Below are 19,249 nucleotides of genomic sequence, written 5' to 3'. Positions count from 1 at the left end.
GTATCCTCAACGTGCGTTGCGGCCGCCGCCGGCCACCCGCACGCGGTCGCGGCCCTGCGCCTTGGCCTGGTACATGGCCGCGTCGGCGGCACGCAGCAGGGTGCGCCAGCCCAGCGCATCGGTGCCCCCCTCGGCTACGCCGAAGCTGGCAGTGACCCGCAGTACGTTGCCTCCGGCCAGTGCGATGTCCAGCTGCCGCATGGCCACGCGCAGCGACTCGGCCAACTGGCGGCCGCCGGCCAGATCGCCGTCGGCGAGCAGCACCAGGAATTCCTCGCCACCGTAGCGGGCGATGCTGTCGCTGCGGCGCAGGTGGCGCTGCAGCAGCTGTGCCACCTGCACCAGCACCTGGTCGCCAGCAGCATGCCCATGGCCATCGTTGATGGCCTTGAAGCGATCGATGTCAAGCAGGATCACCACCGCGCTGGTGCCACCGTCGGCATGGCGCTGCTGCACCCTCTGGTCCAGCGCGCGCCGGTTCAACAACCCGGTCAGTTCATCGGTGCCGGCCAGCTGGCGCAGCTCGCTGGTCAACGCCGAGCGCTCGCGCGACTTCTCGCGCAGCACTTCGATGGCATCGAACAGGCGCTGCATCTCGGCCAGCGGGTGGGTCACGTGCTGTTCCGGGCCGGGCGCTTCCGAGGCGATCTGGATCACCTGCTTCTGTGCCTGCAGCAGCGGCCGCAGGATCTGCAGATGGGCAATGCGCAGCGCCACGCCGAGCACCACCAGCGTGCCAAGCACGGTCGCCACCAGCACCACCAGGCGCGTCGCTTCGCGGTTGCGGGTGCGCTCGAAACGGGCGATGGACACGCTCAGGTAACCGTCACGCAGCGCTTCCAGCGACCGCAGGGTCGGTACGTAGCGCGTGGTGAACTCGGCGGCGGTCCACGGCGGCGGCACGCCACGCCGTCCATCTTCGATCAGCTGTTCGATCATCGGCAGCGATTCGCCGAAGAACTGGCGGCGTGCCATGTCCCAATGCCAGGACAGCGTCGGATCGCTGCGGAACACGGCTTCATGGCTGCCTGCCAGCCGCCACAGTTCCAGCAGGCGGCCTTCGGTCTGCAATGCCGCCCGCACCTGTTCGTCACGCCAGGCCCCCGGTACCGCCACCGGCGCCATCACGTTCGAGGCCAGGCGGCCGCCATGCTCGCGCAGGTCGATCAGCACCTGGCCCTGCATCGCCGGGATCGCCGCTTCGCGGTCGGCACTGACCAGCACGCTGATCTGCGCCGAGGTCAGCACGTGCAGGCGATCGACCACGGCGAACATGCTGCTGATCGCGCGCTCCACGTCTTCCACCCGGCGCACTTCGTGCGGCTGTGCCGCCACCTGGTCCACCGCGGCCCGCGCCGACTGCAGGCGACGTTGCGCGTCGGCCAGCAGCCCATGTTCGTCGACCACGCCCGGATCGGCCTTGAACACGGTGTCCAGTTGCAGCAGGGCGGTGTCGACCCGCTTGCGCGCAACCGCCAGCTGCGCGGCCAGCCGCGCCTGTTCGGCCGCATCGGCCGTATTGACTCCCAGCAGGCTGTTGGCTGGGCCGCGCTCGGCCGACACCCGGTTGGCCAGGTCGAAGGTCTGCTGCAGTCGGCGCAGGCTGACCAGGTTGTCCTCGGCAGCGGTGAAGCGCAGCGTGCCCTGCACCAGTGCGATGGCCATCAGCGGCAGCGTACAGACTACGAACAGCCCGGCCAGGATCCAGACCCAGGTCCGCAATCCGATGGGCGACGCCTTGCGGGCCATGCACATTTCCCCTGTCGTGCGGAACACTGTAGCGGCCGCCTGCACAGGCGCCAAGCCGCTAACGGGCCAACCGTGGCCGTCGGTACACCGTGCCCGCCGCGAACGCACCGACAAGGCCGCGCGGACGCTCGAATCGGGACAAATACGTCATGCCCCGCCGCGTCAGATCCAGCGCTGGTCGACCAGTTCGCGCTTCACGTAGGCATAGAACACCGGCGCGGCGACCAGGCCCGGCAGGCCGAAGGCCGCCTCCATCACCAGCATGGCCAGCAGCAGCTCCCAGGCCCGCGCCTGGATTTCGCCACCGACAATGCGCGCGTTGAGGAAGTACTCCAGCTTGTGGATCACGATCAGGTACAGCAGCGCCGCCACCGCCACATAGAACGAGACCGACAGTGCGACGATGGTGATGATCGTGTTGGAGATGATGTTGCCCACCACCGGCAGCAGGCCGGCCAGGAAGGTGATCAGCACCAGGGTCTTGGACAGCGGCAGGTGCACGCCGAACAACGGCAGCACGCCCAGCAGGAAGATCGCGGTGAACACGGTGTTCAGCAGCGAGATCTTCACCTGCGCGAACACCACCTGGCGGAACGCGGTGGCCAGGCGGCTGGTGCGCCCGATCAGCTCCTGCGCCAGCGGACCCATCTTCGGCAGCGGCAGTTCGTCATACAGTGCGATCATCGCACCCAGCACCATGCCGATCAGCACGCGCACACCCACCTGGACCACCGAGGTACCGGCCACGCCCAGCTGGCGCTGATGCTCGGCGGCCCAGTCGTTCAGCGCCGCGCGCAGCGCCGGCATGTCCTCGGGGATGTAGGGTTGCAGCAGCGCCGGTACCTGATGCCGCGAGGTGTTGAGGATCTCCATCAGGCGCGCCAGCAATGCGTCCGGGCCGCCGGTCTCGTTGCGGAAGAACGAGGCCACGCCGATCCCGGCCAGCACCAGCGCACTGATGATGATCGCCGACAGCACGATCACGGCGATCGCCCGTGCGCGTCCCGGCGGCAGCCTGCCTTCCACGGTGGAAGCCAGCAGGTGGGTCAGCTGGAACACCAGCAGGCCGGACAGAAGGGTGACCACCAGGCCCAGTTTCAGCGCCAGCCACATGCCCAGCAGCATCATCAGCCACGCCGCGATCCTTGGAATGGGGGGCTTGGGCTGGGCAACGAGAGCGTCTTGCATGGGAGCGCGTCCGGGCGGGGTGGCCCATGGTAGAGGATTGGCGTGCTGATTCCGCGTGCAGGATGAATGGGCATTTCATCCTCGTTCGGCGGCAGCCGTGCCGTCCCCACGCGCGCTCACTCGCCGCAGCTGGCGGTGTTCTTGCCCTGGCGCTTGGCGTGGTACAGCGCGCGGTCGGCCAGTGCCAACCAGTCCTCGACACTGCCGCCACGCGGCGTGGCCGCAATGCCGATACTGACGCTGAATTCCACACCCGGCGTGGCCTGCCGCGCGGCCTCGAGCAGGTGCAGGCGCACCCGCTCGGCCACGTGCATCGCGTCAACAGGCGTGCAGTCGCGCAGCAGCACGACGAACTCATCGCCCCCCAGCCGCGCGGGCGTATCACCGGGCCGGGCAACGGTGCGCAATGTCGCCGCGATATGCCGCAGCACCTCGTCACCGGCGCGGTGGCCATGCGAGTCATTGATGCGCTTGAAGTCGTCCACATCGAGCATCAGCAGGCAGGCAAAGCCGCCCTGGCCCTGTGCCCGGTCCAGCGCCTGCTGCGCACGCAGGATCAGGAAGCCACGGTTGGCCAGCTCGACCAGCGGGTCCATCCGGCTGAGACGTTGCAGCTGGCGGTTCTGCGATTTGACCCGGCGCGCCAGCTGCCAGCTGAGAATGCTCAGGCCGATGCCATACACGAACAGGAACGGGACACTCAGCACGATCGTGCGCTGCGAGGTGACCGGCTGGTAAGGGAAGCCGAGCGCCCACCAGGTGAGCGCGAAGCCCAGCATCAGGGCCAGCGTGGCGCGCATCGCCAGGCGAACGCCACCGGCAGCGATCTTGTCGGCCACCAGCAGTGCGGCGAACAGTGCACTGGGCACCGCGCTCAACGCCATGAAGGCGATCCAGCCACCACCGAAAAAGGAGTCGGCCACCATGCAGCGGAACTGGACGAGCGCGGGCTGGCCGGAGCGCTGGGTCAGCATCAATGCAAGCGCAGGCCACGCCAGCGCGTTGAGCAGCAGCAGGACCCACGCCAGCGGCCCATCGTGGCGCTCGAGGATGATCGAAGCGATGGGGATTGCCCCCAGTCCATTGCCGACGAAACGCATCCAGCCGATGCGACGTGCCGCGCCAATGCCTTCGACCGCGCCTTCCGCCGAATCGGTGAAGAATGGCATTGCCCCCCCCTTGCGCGATCGCACCTGCTGCCACGGCCCTTGCCGGGCTGCCTGCGATGAGTCTGACAGCTTTGCGTCAATTCGGGATCAAGGTCGCGGCACGACGCGCGGGCCGGCCGCCCTGCTCCGACTGCCCTGCCTCGCCTGCGCTACCACCGAGGCGCCGCTGTCGAACCGCGCAGCATGAAGCTGAACTCCAGCGTCTGCTGAAGCGGTACATCGATCTGTTCGATGATGGCGAGCAGCAGGTTGACCGCGCGCTCGCCGATTTCACGCATCGGCTGCCGGATGGTCGTCAGCGGCGGGGTGAGATAACGCGAAGAGGCCAGGTCGTCGAAGCCGACGATGGAGAGCGCTTCCGGAACGCGGATGCCCCGGTCGCGACAGGCCGCCAGTGCCCCCAGTGCCATCTGGTCGCTGAAGCAGAACACCGCGGTCGGCACGGGCGTGCCGTCCAGCAGCGCCATCACCGCCGCATGCCCGGACTCAACGGAAAAGTCCCCGGGCACGATGCTCAGCTGGCGCAGGCGACCCCGCGCCTTGCCGGCGGCCCGGACCCCTTCCAGCCGCTGCTGGTGCAGGGGGTTGTCAGGTGGCCCGCCGACCACGGCGATCCGTTCGTGCCCCAGGCCGTACAGGTGCTCCATCACCGCGCGTGCGGCGGCCGCGTTGTCGATATGGACGCTGGGGATGCCCAGTGCGGGGTCGAACTCACATCCATTGACCACCGGCGCAGCTGCGCCGCGCTGCTCGACGATTTCGCGCGCGGTCGGTGGCAGGCGATGGCCCAGCACGATCATGCCGTCGGCCTCGTTGCGCCGGAGCATCTGTGCGTAGCGCTCCTCACGATCGGGTTGATGCTGGGTATCGCCCAGCAGAACCGCGTAGCCGACCGCCTGCGCGGCCTCCTCCGCACCCTGCAGGATCTGTGCGAAGAACGGATTGGCGATGTCCGGGACGGTGACCAGGATCTTGCCGCTGCGCTGGGTCTTGAGCGTCCGGGCCACCGTGTTGGGCACATAGCCCAATGCGGCGGCGGCCTGCTCGATGCGCGCACGGGTGGCCGGCAGCACCTTGTCCGGCCGGGAAAGCGCCCGTGACACCGTGCCTGCGGAGACGCCGACGTGCCTGGCGATGTCGTAGATGGTGGCCATGGCGTTAGTTCTCCTGTCCGCTGTGCAGTGCACAACAGGTCCTGCGTGCGCCCCTGCTAGGATAATGCAATCGATTGCATCGAGGGCGAATCACGTTGAAGACGCTCAAGGGTCCAGCGCTGTTCCTGGCGCAGTTCATCGGCGACACAGCTCCTTTTGATCGGCTGGACACGCTGGCCGGGTGGGCCGCGGGTCTGGGCTATTCTGGCGTACAAGTTCCCACCTCCGCGCCCCACCTGTTCGATCTGGCCGAGGCGGCGCGCAGCCAGGCGTACTGCGACGATGTTGCCGGCATGCTGGCCGGGCACGGCCTGCAGATCACCGAACTGTCGACGCATCTGCAGGGGCAGCTGGTCGCGGTCCATCCCGCCTACGACAGCCTGTTCGACGGATTCGCACCCGTAGACGTGCGCGGCAACCCGCCCGCGCGCCAGGCTTGGGCCGTGGAGCAGCTGCGGCTCGCCGCGCAGGCCAGCCAGCGCCTGGGGCTGACCGCGCACGCCACGTTCTCCGGTGCGCTGGCCTGGCCCTACTTCTATCCGTGGCCGCAGCGCCCGCCGGGCCTGGTGGAAGAAGCCTTCGCCGAACTCGGCCGCCGCTGGCGCCCGATCCTGGATGTGTTCGATGCCTGCGGCGTGGACCTGTGCTTCGAGATCCACCCGGGCGAGGACCTGCATGACGGTGCGACATTCGAGCGCTTCCTCGATGAGGTCGACCATCATCCCCGCGCGAAGATCCTGTACGACCCCAGCCACCTGCTGCTGCAGCAGATGGATTACCTCGGTTTCATCGACCGTTACCACGCCCGCATCGGCATCTTCCACGTCAAGGACGCGGAGTATCGCCCCAGCGTGCGCAGCGGCGTGTATGGCGGCTACCAGGACTGGATCGATCGTCCGGGCCGGTTCCGCTCACCCGGTGACGGCCAGATCGACTTCAAGGCGATCTTCTCGAAGTTCGCCCAGTACGACTTCCCCGGCTGGGCGGTGCTGGAGTGGGAGTGCTGCCTGAAACACCCGGAGGACGGCGCGCGCGAGGGTGCCGCCTTCATCCGCGATCACATCATCCATGTAACCGAACGCGCCTTCGACGACTTTGCCGGGAGCGCCACGGACGCTGGATCACTGCGCCGCATGCTGGGAATCTGAGCCACGACCGCCCCGGGAGGGCAAGCCATGACGCACGCCATGTCGCGCCTGGGCGCGATGATGTTTCTGCAGTTCTTCATCTGGGGGGCGTGGTTCGTCACCCTGGGCACCTACCTGGTACAGGGCCCGCTGCAGGCCAGCGCAAGCCAGGTGGCAACGGCGTTTCTCAGCCAGTCCATCGGTGCCATCGTGGCACCGTTCCTGGTCGGCCTGATCGCAGACCGCTATTTCGCGGCGCAGCGCATCCTGGCGGTGCTGCACCTGGCCGGCGCGGTGCTGATGTGGCTGGCGTCCACCGCCACCAGTTTCAGCGTGTTTTCCGCGTGCGTCATGGGCTACATGCTCCTGTTCATGCCGACGCTGGCACTGGCCAACAGCGTCGCCATGCGGCACATGCAATCGCCGGAGAAGCAGTTCCCGCTGGTACGCGTGGCCGGCAGCGTCGGCTGGATCGTTGCAGGCGTGCTGATCGGCTGGCTGGGCTGGGAACAGGCGCATCGGCTTGAACTGACCTTCCGCATGGCCGCATTGGCATCGCTGGTGCTGGGCCTGTATGCGTTCACCCTGCCGCACACGCCGCCACTGGCGCAGCAGCGCGATGCCGGGCTGGGACAGATCCTGGGGCTGGATTCACTGCGGTTGCTGAAGTCGCGCGCCTACCTGGTGTTCTTCCTGGCTTCCATCGCCATCTGCATCCCACTGTCGTTCTACTACAACTTCACCAATCCGTATCTCAACGACCTGGGCGTGCAGGGCGCGGCCGGCCTGCAGTCGCTGGGCCAGGTGTCCGAAGTGCTGCTGATGCTGGCCATGCCGTTCCTGTTCGTGCGGCTGGGGGTGAAGACCATGCTGGCGGTCGGCATGGCAGCCTGGGTCGTGCGCTACGCGCTGTTCGCCTTCGGCGATGCGGGCAGTGGCTTCTCCCTGCTTGTGATCGGCATCGTACTGCATGGCATCTGCTACGACTTCTTCTTCGTCACCGGCCAGATCTACACCGATGCCCACGCCGGCCCCGCCGCGCGCAGCAGCGCGCAGGGCTTCATCACCCTGGCCACCTATGGCGTGGGCATGCTGATCGGCACCTTCCTGTCCGGCGCGGTAGTGGAGCACTTCACCACCGAGGCCGGCCCCGATTGGCAGCAGATCTGGCTGTTCCCGGCCGGCGTTGCACTGGTGGTGCTGATCGCCTTCCTGCTGCTGTTCCGCGACCGCCCGGTAGCGGCGGCCGCGTCGTCCACACCCTGAGGAGACCGGCCGATGCCCCTGCTTGGAATCGCCATCGTTGGTACCGGCATGATCGGCGCGGTGCATCGCCGCGCGGCACTGCTGGCTGGCGCCGAGGTGCGCGGCGTGGCCGCCTCGTCGCCGCAGCGCGCGCGCGAGGTGGCGCATGCGTGGAATGTCCCGCGCGCCTATCGCGATATCGAGGACGTCGTCGCTGATCCCCAGGTACAGGTCGTGCACATCTGCACGCCCAACCACCTGCACCGCGCGATGGCGCAGGCCGCACTGGACGCCGGCAAGCACGTGATCTGCGAGAAACCGTTGGCGACGACGCTGGACGATGCGCAGGCGCTGGCGGCGCTGGCCGCCTCGACCGGACTGGTCGCCACCGTCCCCTTCGTCTACCGCTACCACCCGGTGGTCCGCGAGGCACGCGCACGCATCGCGCAGGGCGATCTGGGGCCACTGCACCTGATCCATGGCAGCTACCTGCAGGACTGGCTGCTGGACCCGGCCAGCAACAACTGGCGGGTTGACCCTGCACTGGGTGGCACATCGCGCGTGTTCGCTGACATCGGGTCGCATTGGTGCGACCTGGTTGAATGGGTCAGCGGCGAGTGCTTCGCCGAAGTGAACGCGGCGTTTGCCACAGTGATCGCCGAGCGCAGCGCAACCACCTCCCAGAGTTTCAGCACGCCGGCGACAGACGGCGCAAAGCAAGCGGTCGAGAGCGAGGACGTGGCCGCAGCGATGTTCAGGACCGGCGCGGGCACGCTGGCGTCATTGACGGTCAGCCAGGTCTCGGCCGGACGCCACAACCGGCTCTGGTTCGAGATCGACGGCGCCAACGCCAGCGTGGCGTTCAACCAGGAGGATGCCGAGCGGCTGTGGATCGGCCTGCCCGAGCAGCGCGAGGAAATCTTCGTGCGCGGCCCGGGCGCCGGCAGTGCCGAACAACGCCGGTTGTCGCCGCTGCCAGCGGGGCACGCACAGGGCTACGGGCAGTGCTTCGAAGCGTTCGTGGCCGACACCTATCGCGCCATTGAAGGCGAGCGGCCGCAGGGCCTGCCCACCTTCGAAGACGGCCTGCGCTCGGCGCGGATCGTTGATCGTGTCATTGCATCGGCCAGGTCACGCACCTGGACCACCATCGGTTGAATCCCGGGAGGATCTGTTGATGAACATCCCTGTCCGTAGAACTGCAACCCTCGTCCTGCTGCTGCTCGCAGTCCTGCCCGCCTTCGCAGGAAACACAGCCGGTGCGCAGAAGCCCATCGCCGTGCAGATGTACACGCTGCGCAACGCCGGCCCGCTTGACCAACAGCTGAAGATCGTCCACGACGCGGGCGTGCGTGCGGTGGAGACCGTCGGTACGCAGAATGCAAGCGCTGCGGAGCTGAAACAGTTGCTGGACCGTTACTCGATCAAAGCGGTTTCGTCGCACGTTCAGCTGGCCGAGCTGCGCGACAACCTGGATGCCGTGGTGGCCTTCAACCGCTCGATTGGCAACAGCACGCTGGTGGTGCCCTATCTGGACCAGAAGGACCGTCCGCGCGATGCCGCCGGCTGGACCGCGTTGGGCCGGGAGCTGGGCCGGATTGCCAAGCAGATGCGCGGCAAGGGGATGCAGCTGGCCTATCACAACCACGACTTCGAGCTGGTCGACTTCAATGGCAGGACCGGACTGGAGCTGCTGTTCGACGCCGCCGGCCCCGAGCTGCAGACCGAACTGGACCTGGCCTGGGTCGCGCGCGCGGGCCTGGACCCGGCCGTGATGCTTGGCAAGTTCCGCGGCCACATATTTGCGGTACACGCCAAGGACAATGCGCCCAAGGGCGAGGCCGAAGACGAAGGTGGATTCGCTGCGGTCGGCCAGGGCGTGCTGGACTGGGACGCGATCCTGCCGGCCGCCGCCACCGCTGGCGTGCAGTGGTACATCGTCGAACACGACCAGCCACGCGACCCGGCCAAGGTCATCCAGGCCGGCGCGGACTACCTGCGTGAACACCTGACCACCAACCTGCCCACCCGTGCCCACCGCTGACGCATCAAGGAGCCCCACATGAAAATGATCCTGGCAGTGGCCGTGGCCCTGGGCGGCATGAACGTTGCGACGGCAGCGTGGGCCAAGGACGACCCGGCCGCCGGCGCGAAACTCTACGCCCAGCACTGCACCGCCTGCCACGGTGCTGAACGCACCGGTGTACCGCCGACGTTCCCGGCGCTCACCGATGTCGGCAAGCGGCTGCAGCCCGCCCAGGTCAAGGACAGGATCAGGAAGGGCGGCGGTCTGATGCCCCCCTTCCCGCAGCTGTCACAGCAGGAGATCGATGACATCGCCAGCTACCTGGCGAAGTAGCGGGTGGGCGCTACAGCTCGCGCACCCAGATGTTGCGGTAGCTGACCTTGGAGTCATGTTCCTGCAGATACAGCGGCGCGCACCCATGCGGTGCGTACGAAGGCGCACCGATGTATTCGGTCCTGCCCGCCAGCACGGTGTCGTCCTGTACCAGCACGCCGTTGTGCAGCACGGTGATCCGTGCGGGCGACGTCAGGCCGCCGCCCGGCGAGAAGCGCGGGGCCTTCCAGAGGATGTCGTAGACCTGCCACTGGCCCGGTGCGCGCGAGGCGTTCACCCGTGGCATGGCCTGCTTGTAGATCGAACCCGCCTGGCCATTGGCGTAGGTCGGGTTGTGGTAGCTGTCGAGTACCTGCAACTCATAGAGTCCCTGCAGGAAGATCCCGCTGTTGCCCCGGTTCTGGCCGTCGAAGCCCTTCGTTTCGGTGGGCGTACGCCATTCGACATGCAGCTGGACATCGCAGAAGGGTTGCCGGGTACGGATGCCCTTGCTGCCCGGAACAACCGTCATGGCGCCTCCGGCAACCTTCCAGGGCACGCGGCCACCCTGCTCCGATTCCCACGCGGAGAGATCCTTGCCATCGAACAGCACGATCGCATCGGACGGTGCCTTGCCGGGTGGCGTTGCCACGGTCGCGGGCACAGGGGTCCACACTTCCGTCTTCTTCGGGTCACGCACAGCGTCGGCACTGTCCTGTGCGAACGCAGATGCAGCGGCCAGCAGGCCGGCGGTGATCAACGCAGGGCGGATCATCAGGTTGGTGTCCATCAGCTGGTCCCCCAGGCAGGTGTGCCGGGGACATAGGCGAGGTCACCGTCGTAGCGCCCCGGCACGGCGACGTACTGCAGCACCCCGGTCGCACCGACCTTGGAGGTGAAGAAGCCGAAGATGGCCAGCTGCTTGATCATCGTGAAGTAATGCGGCATGGCTTCGCCCTCTTCGGGCGTTCCAGTTTCGGTCACGTCTGCATTGCGCGCCTTGGCTTCGGCATCCAGTGTACGCAGCAATCCGGTGCGCGCCTCCGCCGTGAGCGACACGAAGCGGCCACCGGCGCGCTTGTCGATGTCCGCCAGCCCGGCGCGGAACACCGCCTGCTGCCTGGCGGTGTAGCAGTCGCTGACGAACGTCGCCATGAACGCACCGGCGCCCGCGTCCTTCGCCCCGGGTGTCCGGGTCCGCGGCAGGATGGTCTCGGCGATCTCGTCCAGCGTGCTGATTTCGGCATCGGAGAACGCGGCCATCGCCCCGGCCGCTGGCGCTTTGCCCTGCACCAGCGCAGGCAGGCCGACCATGGCCGCACCGGTGGCGGCGACGATCATCTTCAGCAGTTCGCGGCGATCCATCACAGGTTCCCCGCTTTCAGTTCGCGTACCGCGTGGTCGGCCGCGCGCGCGGTCAGCGCCATGTAGGTCAGCGACGGATTCACGCAGGCGCTGGAGGTCATGCAGGCACCGTCGGTGACGTACACATTGGGGGCATCCCAGACCTGGTTGTGCGCGTTCAATACCGAGCTCTTCCGGTCCCGTCCCATACGCGCAGTCCCCATCTCATGGATGCCCTTGCCCGGGGCGTAGTCGTTGTCGTGCATCTTCACGTCCTTGACCCCGGCCGCCTCCAGCATTTCGGCAGCATCGGCGGCCATGTCCTTGCGCATCGCCAGTTCGTTGGCGCGCATGGACACGTCCATCGCCAGCACCGGCAGCCCCCACTTGTCCTTGCGCTCGCGGTCCAGGCGGATCGTGTTGTCGTGGTGCGGCAGCATCTCACCGAACCCGGTCATGCCGATGCGCCAGTCACCGGGCACGGTCAGCGCTTCCTTCAGGTCGGCACCGATGTTCAGCTCGGCGATCTCGCGCGACCAGCCGGTGCGGCTGGCACCGCCCTGGTAGCCGAATCCGCGCAGGTAGCCACGCTTGTCGGCGGCGACATTGCGGAACCGCGGAATGTAGAAGCCGCACGGACGGCGGCCGAAGTAGTACTTGTCTTCGTAGCCCTCGACCCGGCCCGAGGCGCCCGCACCGAAATGATGGTCCATCACGTTGTGCCCCAGCTCGCCCGACGAAGACCCCAGCCCCCCCTCCCAGACATCGGTGGCCGAGTTCATCAGCAGCCAGGTCGAGTTGAAGGACGATGCGTTGAGGAAGATGACCTTGGCCGTGTACTGGTAGGTCTGCCCGGTCTCGGCGTCGATCACCTCCACGCCACGCGCGCGCTTGCGATCCTTGTCGTAGAGCACTTCCTTGACGATCGAGAACGGCCGCAGGGTCAGGTTGCCGGTCTTCATCGCCGCTGGCAGCGTCGCCGCCTGGGTCGAGAAGTAGGCTCCGAAGGGACAGCCCAGAATGCACTTGTTGCGATACTGGCAGTTCACGCGCCCCTGCTCGGGCATCGGCTGGGTGATGTTGGCCGTGCGCGAGTGGATCATGTGCCGCGTGCCGCCAAAGGCCTTCTTGATCCGCGCGGCCACGTCCTTCTCGACGATGTTCAACGGGATAGGCGGCAGGAACTCACCATCCGGCAGCACGTCCAGTCCCTCGCGCGTGCCGGCGATGCCGGCGAACTTTTCCACATGGTCGTACCACGGCGCGATGTCGGCATAGCGGATCGGCCAATCGGTGGCGATGCCCTCCTTGAGGTTCGCCTCGAAATCCAGGTCGGAGAAGCGGTAGCTCTGACGGCCCCACAACAGCGAACGGCCACCGACGTGGTAGCCGCGGAACCAGTCGAAACGCTTGGTTTCGATGTAGGGTGAGTCCTGCTCGTTGGCCCACATTCCTTCCAGGTTCTCGGCGAGGCCGTAGTCGCGCATCAGCACCGGAAAAGCGGCCTTCATCGCCTGCGTCGGCCGGTTGCGATGCGGGAAGTCCCACGCTTCCTTCATCGCATTGACGTAGTCCTTAACGTGCTCGATGTTGCGCCCGCGTTCCAGCATCAGGACCTTCAGGCCCTTCTCGGTCAGCTCCTTCGCTGCCCAGCCGCCACTGATTCCCGAGCCAACAACAATGGCGTCGTAGTGATTATCTGCCATGGGTCTCTCACCTGGGTGGATATCGTTTCAGACGTCGCAGAGGCGGATCGCCTCGCGCAATGAAGCAACGGGATCGGGCGCGGCAGGCATGAACTCCTGCGCCAGATACCCCTTGAAACCGGTGTCGCGGACCGCGCGGCAGATGGCCGGATAGTTGAGCTCCTGCTGGTCTCCGATCTCGTTCCGGCCGGGCACGCCTGCGGTGTGGTAGTGCTTGAAACAGGCATGGTGTTTTCCGATGGTGGCGATGATGTCGCCCTCCATGATCTGCATGTGGTAGATGTCGTAGAGCAGGCCGAAATTGTCCGAGCCGAGCCGCTGGCACAGCTCCACGCCCCATGCGGAGTGGTCGCACAGGTAGTCGCGATGATCGACCTTGGAGTTGAGCAGCTCCATCACCAGCACCACGCCGCGCTTCTCGGCATGCCCGAGGATGCGCTTGAGGCCGGCTTCGGCATTGGCCATGCCATCCTGCGGGTCCATACCGTTGCGGTTGCCGGAGAAGCAGATGAGGTTGCGGTAGCCGGCATCGGCGACCAGGTCGATGTGCCGCGTGTAGCGCTCCACCAGCTGGTCGTGGAACTCGCGGCCGGCGAAACCCTTGGTCAGGCCCAGCTCCGCGCCGTTGCACATCGAGCTGTAGACGCCGTGGGCCTTCAGCGTGGGCCAGTCCTCGGGACCGACCAGGTCGATCGCGGCGAAACCGATGTCCTTCACCGTCGTGCAGAGCTGGGCGACCGACAGCTGCGGGAAGGTCCAGCGGGCGACGGCGTGCTTCAGGTTTCCTTTGAGGGGGGCATCGGCGGCGAATGCAGGGAGCACACCTGCAGCCCCCAGGCCAATGCCGCCGGCAACCGCAAGACGTAGCGCGTCGCGTCGCGTGATGCCCATCGCCGGGGCCGGTCTGATCGAATGGATGGACATCCACCTGCCGGCCTCCCAACCGACATCAAACACTGAGGATTCACTGCAATGCAATCGATTGCACCATAGGGGAGGAATTTGTGTGTTTGCAAGTCGCAGTGCACGAAAATCAATGCTGCGAGGCACAACTCCGCAGCCGACCTGGAAAACAAAAGCCCCGCGTGAGCGAGGCTTTCCTTCTGGCGGTGGAAGCAGGACGACGCCTGTTGGCTACAGCGTCGAAATCGTGCCGCCGTCGATCCGATACTCCGTTCCGGCAATCGACGCCGACCGGGGAGACGCCAGGAACACAATCAGATCGGCCACCTCCTGCGGTGCCGCGGGCCGTCCCACCGGGATCCCGCCGAGCCAGTCCATGACCAGCCTCTTGCCACCTTCATAATCGGTTCCCGCTTCTGCCGCGATCCGCTCTGCAAATTCCCGGGATGCTTCTGTCTCGATCCAGCCCGGCGCTACGCTCAACACCCGCACGCCCTTGGGAGTGACCTCTCGTGAAAGCGACTTGCTGTAGGTCGTGAGTGCCGCTTTGGCGGCGGCATACGCGGTGGTGGACTCCGGCAGAGGCAGCATGCGCTGGATCGAACTGACGTGGATGATCACGCCAGCGCGCTGCGCGAGCATGGATGGCAGCAAGGCACGATCCAGACGGACCGCCGGCATCAGATTCAGGTTCAGCTCGGCAAGCCAGTGCGCATCACTGATCGCTGCGAAGCCGCCGCCAGGTGTCTTTGATCCCCCCAGCACATTGACCAGGATGTCTGCGCCGCCCCATGCCTGCAGCACGGCGTGGGCGAAAATGCCGGTGCCCTCGGCCGTCGACAGATCGGCGGCTACGTAGGCGACTCCTTCCACCGGGCGTGCCGGCAGGCTGCGCGCCGACGTCATCACCCTGGCCCCGGCCTCGGCAAGGGTCCTGACCACGGCCGCCCCCACACCGGCCGTGCCGCCGGTCACCACGGCCCGCAGGCCACCGAGTTGAAGATCGAAGCTCATGCGGTGATCTCCAGCGATGCGATCAGGCCCCGTTCCAGTTCGAAACGGTAGCTCAGCAGAATCGGACTGCCGGGGAAGTTGCCGCTCACGATGGCACGGACAACGTGGTGTTTCCCCTGCCGTTCGATGGCGCTCGGCACGCTGGTGGCGCTGTATTTGGCCGATGCCTCGGCCAGGAAGGCTTTGATGGCGTCGACGCCGACGAGGGTGTGCCCGTCGTCCTTCAGCACAGCCTGGGCGGCAAAACAACGCGCCAGCACTTCGGGGTCATGTTCGGCCGCGAAGTACGCGGCGATGGGTTCTGGGAGAGTCAACGCATTCATTCCTGGCTCCTGCAGTGGTGAGGCGCTCAGGATGTGCACGCAGGTCGGTTAAGTGAATGCCCTATAATCCGAATGGGTTATGTCAAGAATCTTACATAATGCGCGGATCCGAGTTCGCTGAACTGAAGGCCTTCGTGGCGGTAGTGGAACGTCAGAGCTTCGCGCGGGCGGCGGAACATCTGGGGGTATCGCCCTCGGCCCTGAGCCAGACCATCCGTCAACTGGAAGGCCGTCTCGGCACCCGCCTTCTGAATCGCACAACACGAAGCGTGGCACCCTCGGCAAGTGGCGGACGACTGTACGCGCGCATCGCGCCGCTGTTCCAGGAGTTGGCGGTAGCGGTCGCTGAAACCAGCGAAGCGAGCGGACGGATCAACGGGACCCTGCGCATCAATACGCTGGGCATCGCCGCAAGAACACTGATTGCCCCGCGGCTTGCCCGCTTCCACCAGGCCTACCCTGATGTCGTTGTCGACATCGTGGTCGACGACGCGCTCAGCGACATCGTCAGTGGGCGGTTTGATGCAGGCATCCGCGTGGGTGGGCAGCTCGAGAAGGATATGGTGGCCATCCGCCTCACTCCCGACCTGAACATGGTGGCCGTGGCGTCACCGGATTACCTCGCACGCCGTGGAACGCCGCGAACTCCGGCGGACCTGCAGGATCACGCCTGCATCAACTGGCGGCTGCAGAGTGACGGCAGGCAGTACCGATGGGAGTTCAAGAAGCGAGGCCGCCACCTGGAGGTCGCCGTGGACGGTCCTGTCGTCACCAATCACGCTGACGTCGGGATTGCGGCGGCACTGGCCGGCCTCGGAATCGCCTATCACTTCGAGCAGGATCGCGTGGGGGAACTGCTGGCCCAGGGATTGCTGGTGCGGGTACTGGCGGATTGGTCGGTCTCGCGCCCCGGGCTTTTTCTCTACTACCCGAACAGGCGGCACCGCCCCGCCCTGCTGGGTGCGTTCATTGATTGCCTGCTGGACCAGGGCGTGTTCGGTAATCGGTGACAACATCGAGGAACGTCCGCATCGGCCGCCGCCGGACAACAGGATCCCGGCAGTGCCTCAAGAACGACATGGGCCCCAGGCAGGCATGCCAGGAGCCCTTGTCGGGATGCACCGAAGATGCGCTTAGAACGGAATATCGTCGTCAGCGAAGTCGTCCATCGGCGGCGCCTGCTGCGGCTGCGGACGCTGGTTGCCACCCTGGTTGCCGTAGCCGCCGCCCTGGTTGCCGCCCTGGTTGCCATAGCCACCGCCCTGGCCACCACGCTGGCCGCCGCCACCGCCGCCGTACTCCTGGCGCGGCGCCTGCTGGCGCTGCGGACGATCGCCGCCGTAGTTGCCGCCACCACCGCCGCCGCCTTCACCGCGGCCGCCCAGCATCTGCATTTCATCAGCGATGATATCGGTGGAGTACTTCTCCACGCCGTCCTGGCCGGTGTACTTGTCGTAACGCAGGCTGCCTTCGACGTAGACCGAGCTGCCCTTGCGCAGGTACTCGCCGGCGATCTCGCCGAGCTTGCCGAAGAACACCACGCGGTGCCATTCGGTGCGCTCCTGCTGGTTGCCATCCTTGTCCTTGCGGACGCTGGTGGTGGCCAGGCTGATGCGGGTGATCGCCATGCCGCCCTGGGTGTACTTCACGTCCGGGTCGTTGCCGAGATTGCCGACCAGGATGACTTTGTTGATGCCGCGCGCCATAGGTACCTTCGTCCGTTGTCCAGGGGCAGACCGCCAGTGATAGCACAGCCCCGGGCGGGGTGCAGTACGCTGGGCCGCCCCTGGTGAAATTTTGGGGAATGCGAGAACGACGCATCTTACCATTGCCGCCGCCGTCCGCCCGGTCAGGAGACCCCGACCGCACCGAAGGATCAGGCTGATTTCCTTGTCCGGCAATGACTTACCTTCGCCCCGACCGACGTCCAGAGAGGCATTCGCGTCTGCGCATGGCATCATGCCCGGGCACCTTCCACCTGCCCGCTCCGCCCGCCCATGACGATCAAAGGCAAAGCCACCTCCCTCGACATCGCCCACCTGGCCGGGGTCTCCCAGCCGACCGTGTCGCGGGCCCTGCGTGGTAGCCCGATGGTCAACGCCGAGACCCGCGAGCGCATCCTGCGCATCGCCCGCGAGCTGAACTACAAGGTCGACAAGAACGCCTCCAGCCTGCGCCTGCGCAATGCCGGCACGCTGGCCCTGCTGTTCTTCGAGGACCCGACCAACGACGATTCGCTGATCAACCCGTTCTTCCATTCGATGCTGGGCTCGATCACCCGCGCCTGCGCCCTGCACGGGCAGGACCTGCTGGTGTCGTTCCAGCAGCTGTCCACCGACTGGCAGGCAGATTACGAAGACAGCAACAAGGCCGACGGCATCATCCTGCTCGGCTACGGTGACTACCACGAATCGCGCGACCGCCTGCAGCGGCTGGTCGAACAGGGCACGCACTTCGTGCGCTGGGGCGCCGCCCTGCCCGGCCAGCCCGGTGTCTCGATCGGCAGCGACAACTTCCAGGGCGGGCATGACATCACCACCCATCTGCTGCTGCAGGGCTGCCGCCGCATCGCCTTCCTTGGCCATGCCTCCAGCCACTACCCCGAATTCCAGGAGCGCTACCGCGGCCATGTCGCGGCCCTGCAGGACCACGGCCTGGCCGCCGAACCGGCGCTGCAGCACGATGCGATCACCACCGAGGCCTCCGGCCAGGAGGCCTGCCAGGCCCTGCTGGCGCGCGGCGAGCCGATCGATGCGATCTGCGCGGCCAGCGACCTGATCGCCATCGGTGCGATGCGCGCCCTGCGCGAGGCCGGGCTGCGGGTACCGCAGGACGTGGCGGTGACCGGCTTCGACGATATCCCGCTGGCCGCTTCGGTATCCCCGGCGCTGACCACGGTGCAGCAGGACACCAAGCAGGCCGGCCAGCTGCTGGTGGAGCGCCTGCTGACGCTGATCGGCCGGCAGCCGGTGGAGAGCCAGAGCATCCCGGTGAAGCTGGTGGTGCGGGAATCGTCGCTGCGCGGGTAGGCGCCGCAGGGCGGGATCGCTCTTGGCCTCGCCCTTGTTGTTTGGCTTGGTCTTACCCTAGTGCCAGTGCCGAGCCGTGCTCGGCAAACTACCCGCGACAGGCGCGCAGGTTCAGCGTGCCCCGGCCTTCGGCCCCAGCAACGCCAACAGCACATAGACCACGATCGAAGCGACGGTACCGAGCACCGCCGGCAATCCGTAGGCCCACGCCGAACGGCCCTGCTGGCGTGCCCACTGGGCCAGATACCAGGCCGAACCCAGGTTGATCAGCCAGGCAATGGCGAATGCCGGCCACTGCACGATGCCCACCGCGCGCAGCAGGGGCACGGACACCAGCGCGGCAACGATGGCTGCGATCAGGAAGATCAGTGCGGAGCGGGAATGGCGTGATCGTGCCGGTGAGCCGACAGGTAATTCCTTCAATTCCACAGCAGAGCCTCGATCCTGGTGTTATCCAAAAGGAACCACGTACTGCACCCGAAGGGAAGCGTTCTGTAGGGTCGGGCCGTGCTCGACTGATCCGGCATGGCGCGAACGGCAGCCGAGCATGGGCTCGGCTCTACATGACAATCAACCCTGGGCGAAGTCCTTCAGGATCTCGCCGACGCCGCTGGGCGAGATCTCGAAGCCCAGCGCGGTGCCGGGGTTGATCACCACGCCGTAGCCACCCGGCACGCGACGCAGCACGTCCAGCATCAGCCAGCGGATCTGGTGTTCGGCCTGCTGGCTGTAGATGCCCACCCGCGATGGGTCGGTAAACACGGCCACGTGCAGGGTGCCCTGCTTGTCAAACAGCAGCGGGTCGAAGCCGCTGCCGTCGGGGGTCACCAGGCTGCCGGTCTGCAGCACCACCTCGGAGGCGACGAAGGCTTCCATGAAGGCGCGGATCGGCACCGCCCCGTCCATCGCCGCCTTCAGCAGGGTTTCGATCGGGGTCTGCGGGGCGAGGTCGGTCATGGC

At 66.6% G+C, this 19,249-nt stretch carries 20 protein-coding genes; 7 read left to right on the top strand and 13 right to left on the bottom strand.

Annotated elements, in window-relative coordinates; genetic code table 11:
• Positions 1-6: 6 nt before the first annotated feature.
• The 4 genes from ACUDTM_RS17825 to ACUDTM_RS17810 all read right to left on the bottom strand — a co-directional run bounded on the left by ACUDTM_RS17825 (position 7) and on the right by ACUDTM_RS17810 (position 5,260).
• Positions 7-1,749: a GGDEF domain-containing protein gene (locus ACUDTM_RS17825; protein WP_111007909.1), complete on the bottom strand. Its 1,743-nt coding sequence runs from the start codon at positions 1,747-1,749 to the stop codon at positions 7-9.
• A gap of 162 nt (positions 1,750-1,911) precedes the next feature.
• Positions 1,912-2,937 (bottom strand): AI-2E family transporter, encoded by a 1,026-nt coding sequence (locus ACUDTM_RS17820; RefSeq protein WP_072168658.1) that lies wholly within the window; start codon positions 2,935-2,937, stop codon positions 1,912-1,914.
• A 116-nt stretch (positions 2,938-3,053) separates the two neighbouring features.
• Positions 3,054-4,106 (bottom strand): sensor domain-containing diguanylate cyclase, encoded by a 1,053-nt coding sequence (locus ACUDTM_RS17815; RefSeq protein ID WP_072168657.1) that lies wholly within the window; start codon positions 4,104-4,106, stop codon positions 3,054-3,056.
• Between the two features lie 149 nt (positions 4,107-4,255).
• Entirely contained in the window at positions 4,256-5,260 is a 1,005-nt protein-coding gene (locus tag ACUDTM_RS17810; protein ID WP_088496563.1) for a LacI family DNA-binding transcriptional regulator, read from the bottom strand.
• Between the two features lie 95 nt (positions 5,261-5,355).
• Here ACUDTM_RS17810 and ACUDTM_RS17805 point away from each other — a divergent pair, with 95 nt between their 5' ends.
• The 5 genes from ACUDTM_RS17805 to ACUDTM_RS17785 are packed head-to-tail and all read left to right on the top strand — an operon-like array spanning position 5,356 to position 9,991.
• Positions 5,356-6,408 carry a sugar phosphate isomerase/epimerase family protein gene (locus tag ACUDTM_RS17805; RefSeq protein WP_072168655.1) on the top strand — a complete coding sequence of 351 codons (1,053 nt, stop codon included), beginning with the start codon at positions 5,356-5,358 and terminating at the stop codon, positions 6,406-6,408.
• Between the two features lie 27 nt (positions 6,409-6,435).
• On the top strand, positions 6,436-7,653 hold the full coding sequence (locus ACUDTM_RS17800; protein WP_072168654.1) for a nucleoside permease: 1,218 nt from the start codon (positions 6,436-6,438) through the stop codon (positions 7,651-7,653).
• Between the two features lie 12 nt (positions 7,654-7,665).
• The gene (locus ACUDTM_RS17795) at positions 7,666-8,790 is read left to right on the top strand and encodes a Gfo/Idh/MocA family protein (RefSeq protein WP_188241195.1); all 1,125 of its coding nucleotides are present in this window, start codon (positions 7,666-7,668) and stop codon (positions 8,788-8,790) included.
• Positions 8,791-8,809: 19 nt separating this feature from the next.
• Positions 8,810-9,676, top strand: coding sequence for a sugar phosphate isomerase/epimerase family protein (locus ACUDTM_RS17790; RefSeq protein WP_088496560.1), 867 nt, complete (start codon positions 8,810-8,812; stop codon positions 9,674-9,676).
• 18 nt (positions 9,677-9,694) lie between these two features.
• Positions 9,695-9,991: a c-type cytochrome gene (locus ACUDTM_RS17785; RefSeq protein WP_005415640.1), complete on the top strand. Its 297-nt coding sequence runs from the start codon at positions 9,695-9,697 to the stop codon at positions 9,989-9,991.
• A gap of 10 nt (positions 9,992-10,001) precedes the next feature.
• Here the strand turns inward: ACUDTM_RS17785 and ACUDTM_RS17780 are convergent, their stop codons facing one another.
• The 6 genes from ACUDTM_RS17780 to ACUDTM_RS17755 all read right to left on the bottom strand — a co-directional run bounded on the left by ACUDTM_RS17780 (position 10,002) and on the right by ACUDTM_RS17755 (position 15,260).
• The gene (locus ACUDTM_RS17780; RefSeq protein ID WP_072168651.1) at positions 10,002-10,760 is read right to left on the bottom strand and encodes a 3-keto-disaccharide hydrolase; all 759 of its coding nucleotides are present in this window, start codon (positions 10,758-10,760) and stop codon (positions 10,002-10,004) included.
• The gene (locus tag ACUDTM_RS17775; protein WP_088496559.1) at positions 10,760-11,335 is read right to left on the bottom strand and encodes a gluconate 2-dehydrogenase subunit 3 family protein; all 576 of its coding nucleotides are present in this window, start codon (positions 11,333-11,335) and stop codon (positions 10,760-10,762) included. Before ACUDTM_RS17775 ends, ACUDTM_RS17780 begins: the two co-directional genes overlap by 1 nt.
• Complete coding sequence (locus ACUDTM_RS17770; RefSeq protein ID WP_134972169.1) at positions 11,335-13,020, bottom strand: GMC oxidoreductase; 1,686 nt, start codon at positions 13,018-13,020, stop codon at positions 11,335-11,337. The genes ACUDTM_RS17775 and ACUDTM_RS17770 overlap by 1 nt, the downstream gene beginning before the upstream one ends.
• Positions 13,021-13,047: 27 nt before the next feature.
• Positions 13,048-13,944 (bottom strand): hydroxypyruvate isomerase family protein, encoded by an 897-nt coding sequence (locus ACUDTM_RS17765; RefSeq protein ID WP_353761292.1) that lies wholly within the window; start codon positions 13,942-13,944, stop codon positions 13,048-13,050.
• A 210-nt stretch (positions 13,945-14,154) separates the two neighbouring features.
• Positions 14,155-14,937, bottom strand: a complete 783-nt coding sequence (locus ACUDTM_RS17760; protein WP_061479191.1) for an SDR family oxidoreductase — start codon at positions 14,935-14,937, stop codon at positions 14,155-14,157.
• Positions 14,934-15,260 (bottom strand): nuclear transport factor 2 family protein, encoded by a 327-nt coding sequence (locus tag ACUDTM_RS17755; protein ID WP_072168647.1) that lies wholly within the window; start codon positions 15,258-15,260, stop codon positions 14,934-14,936. Before ACUDTM_RS17755 ends, ACUDTM_RS17760 begins: the two co-directional genes overlap by 4 nt.
• Before the next feature lie 98 nt (positions 15,261-15,358).
• Here ACUDTM_RS17755 and ACUDTM_RS17750 point away from each other — a divergent pair, with 98 nt between their 5' ends.
• A complete protein-coding gene (locus ACUDTM_RS17750) occupies positions 15,359-16,270 on the top strand; it encodes a LysR family transcriptional regulator (RefSeq protein WP_072168646.1) in 912 nt (303 codons plus the stop codon).
• Positions 16,271-16,393: 123 nt separating this feature from the next.
• Here ACUDTM_RS17750 and ACUDTM_RS17745 read toward each other — a convergent pair whose 3' ends face one another.
• Positions 16,394-16,966, bottom strand: coding sequence for a single-stranded DNA-binding protein (locus tag ACUDTM_RS17745; protein WP_043034165.1), 573 nt, complete (start codon positions 16,964-16,966; stop codon positions 16,394-16,396).
• Positions 16,967-17,257: 291 nt separating this feature from the next.
• Here ACUDTM_RS17745 and ACUDTM_RS17740 point away from each other — a divergent pair, with 291 nt between their 5' ends.
• Positions 17,258-18,289, top strand: coding sequence for a LacI family DNA-binding transcriptional regulator (locus ACUDTM_RS17740; protein WP_088496557.1), 1,032 nt, complete (start codon positions 17,258-17,260; stop codon positions 18,287-18,289).
• A gap of 111 nt (positions 18,290-18,400) precedes the next feature.
• Here ACUDTM_RS17740 and ACUDTM_RS17735 read toward each other — a convergent pair whose 3' ends face one another.
• The gene (locus ACUDTM_RS17735; protein WP_111201188.1) at positions 18,401-18,718 is read right to left on the bottom strand and encodes a hypothetical protein; all 318 of its coding nucleotides are present in this window, start codon (positions 18,716-18,718) and stop codon (positions 18,401-18,403) included.
• A 141-nt stretch (positions 18,719-18,859) separates the two neighbouring features.
• Entirely contained in the window at positions 18,860-19,246 is a 387-nt protein-coding gene (locus tag ACUDTM_RS17730; protein WP_072168643.1) for an SseB family protein, read from the bottom strand.
• Between the last annotated feature and the right edge of the window lie 3 nt (positions 19,247-19,249).

The sequence above is a fragment of the Stenotrophomonas maltophilia group sp. vghtpe118 genome (assembly GCF_052605195.1).
This window is presented reverse-complemented; position numbering and strand designations above follow the sequence as displayed.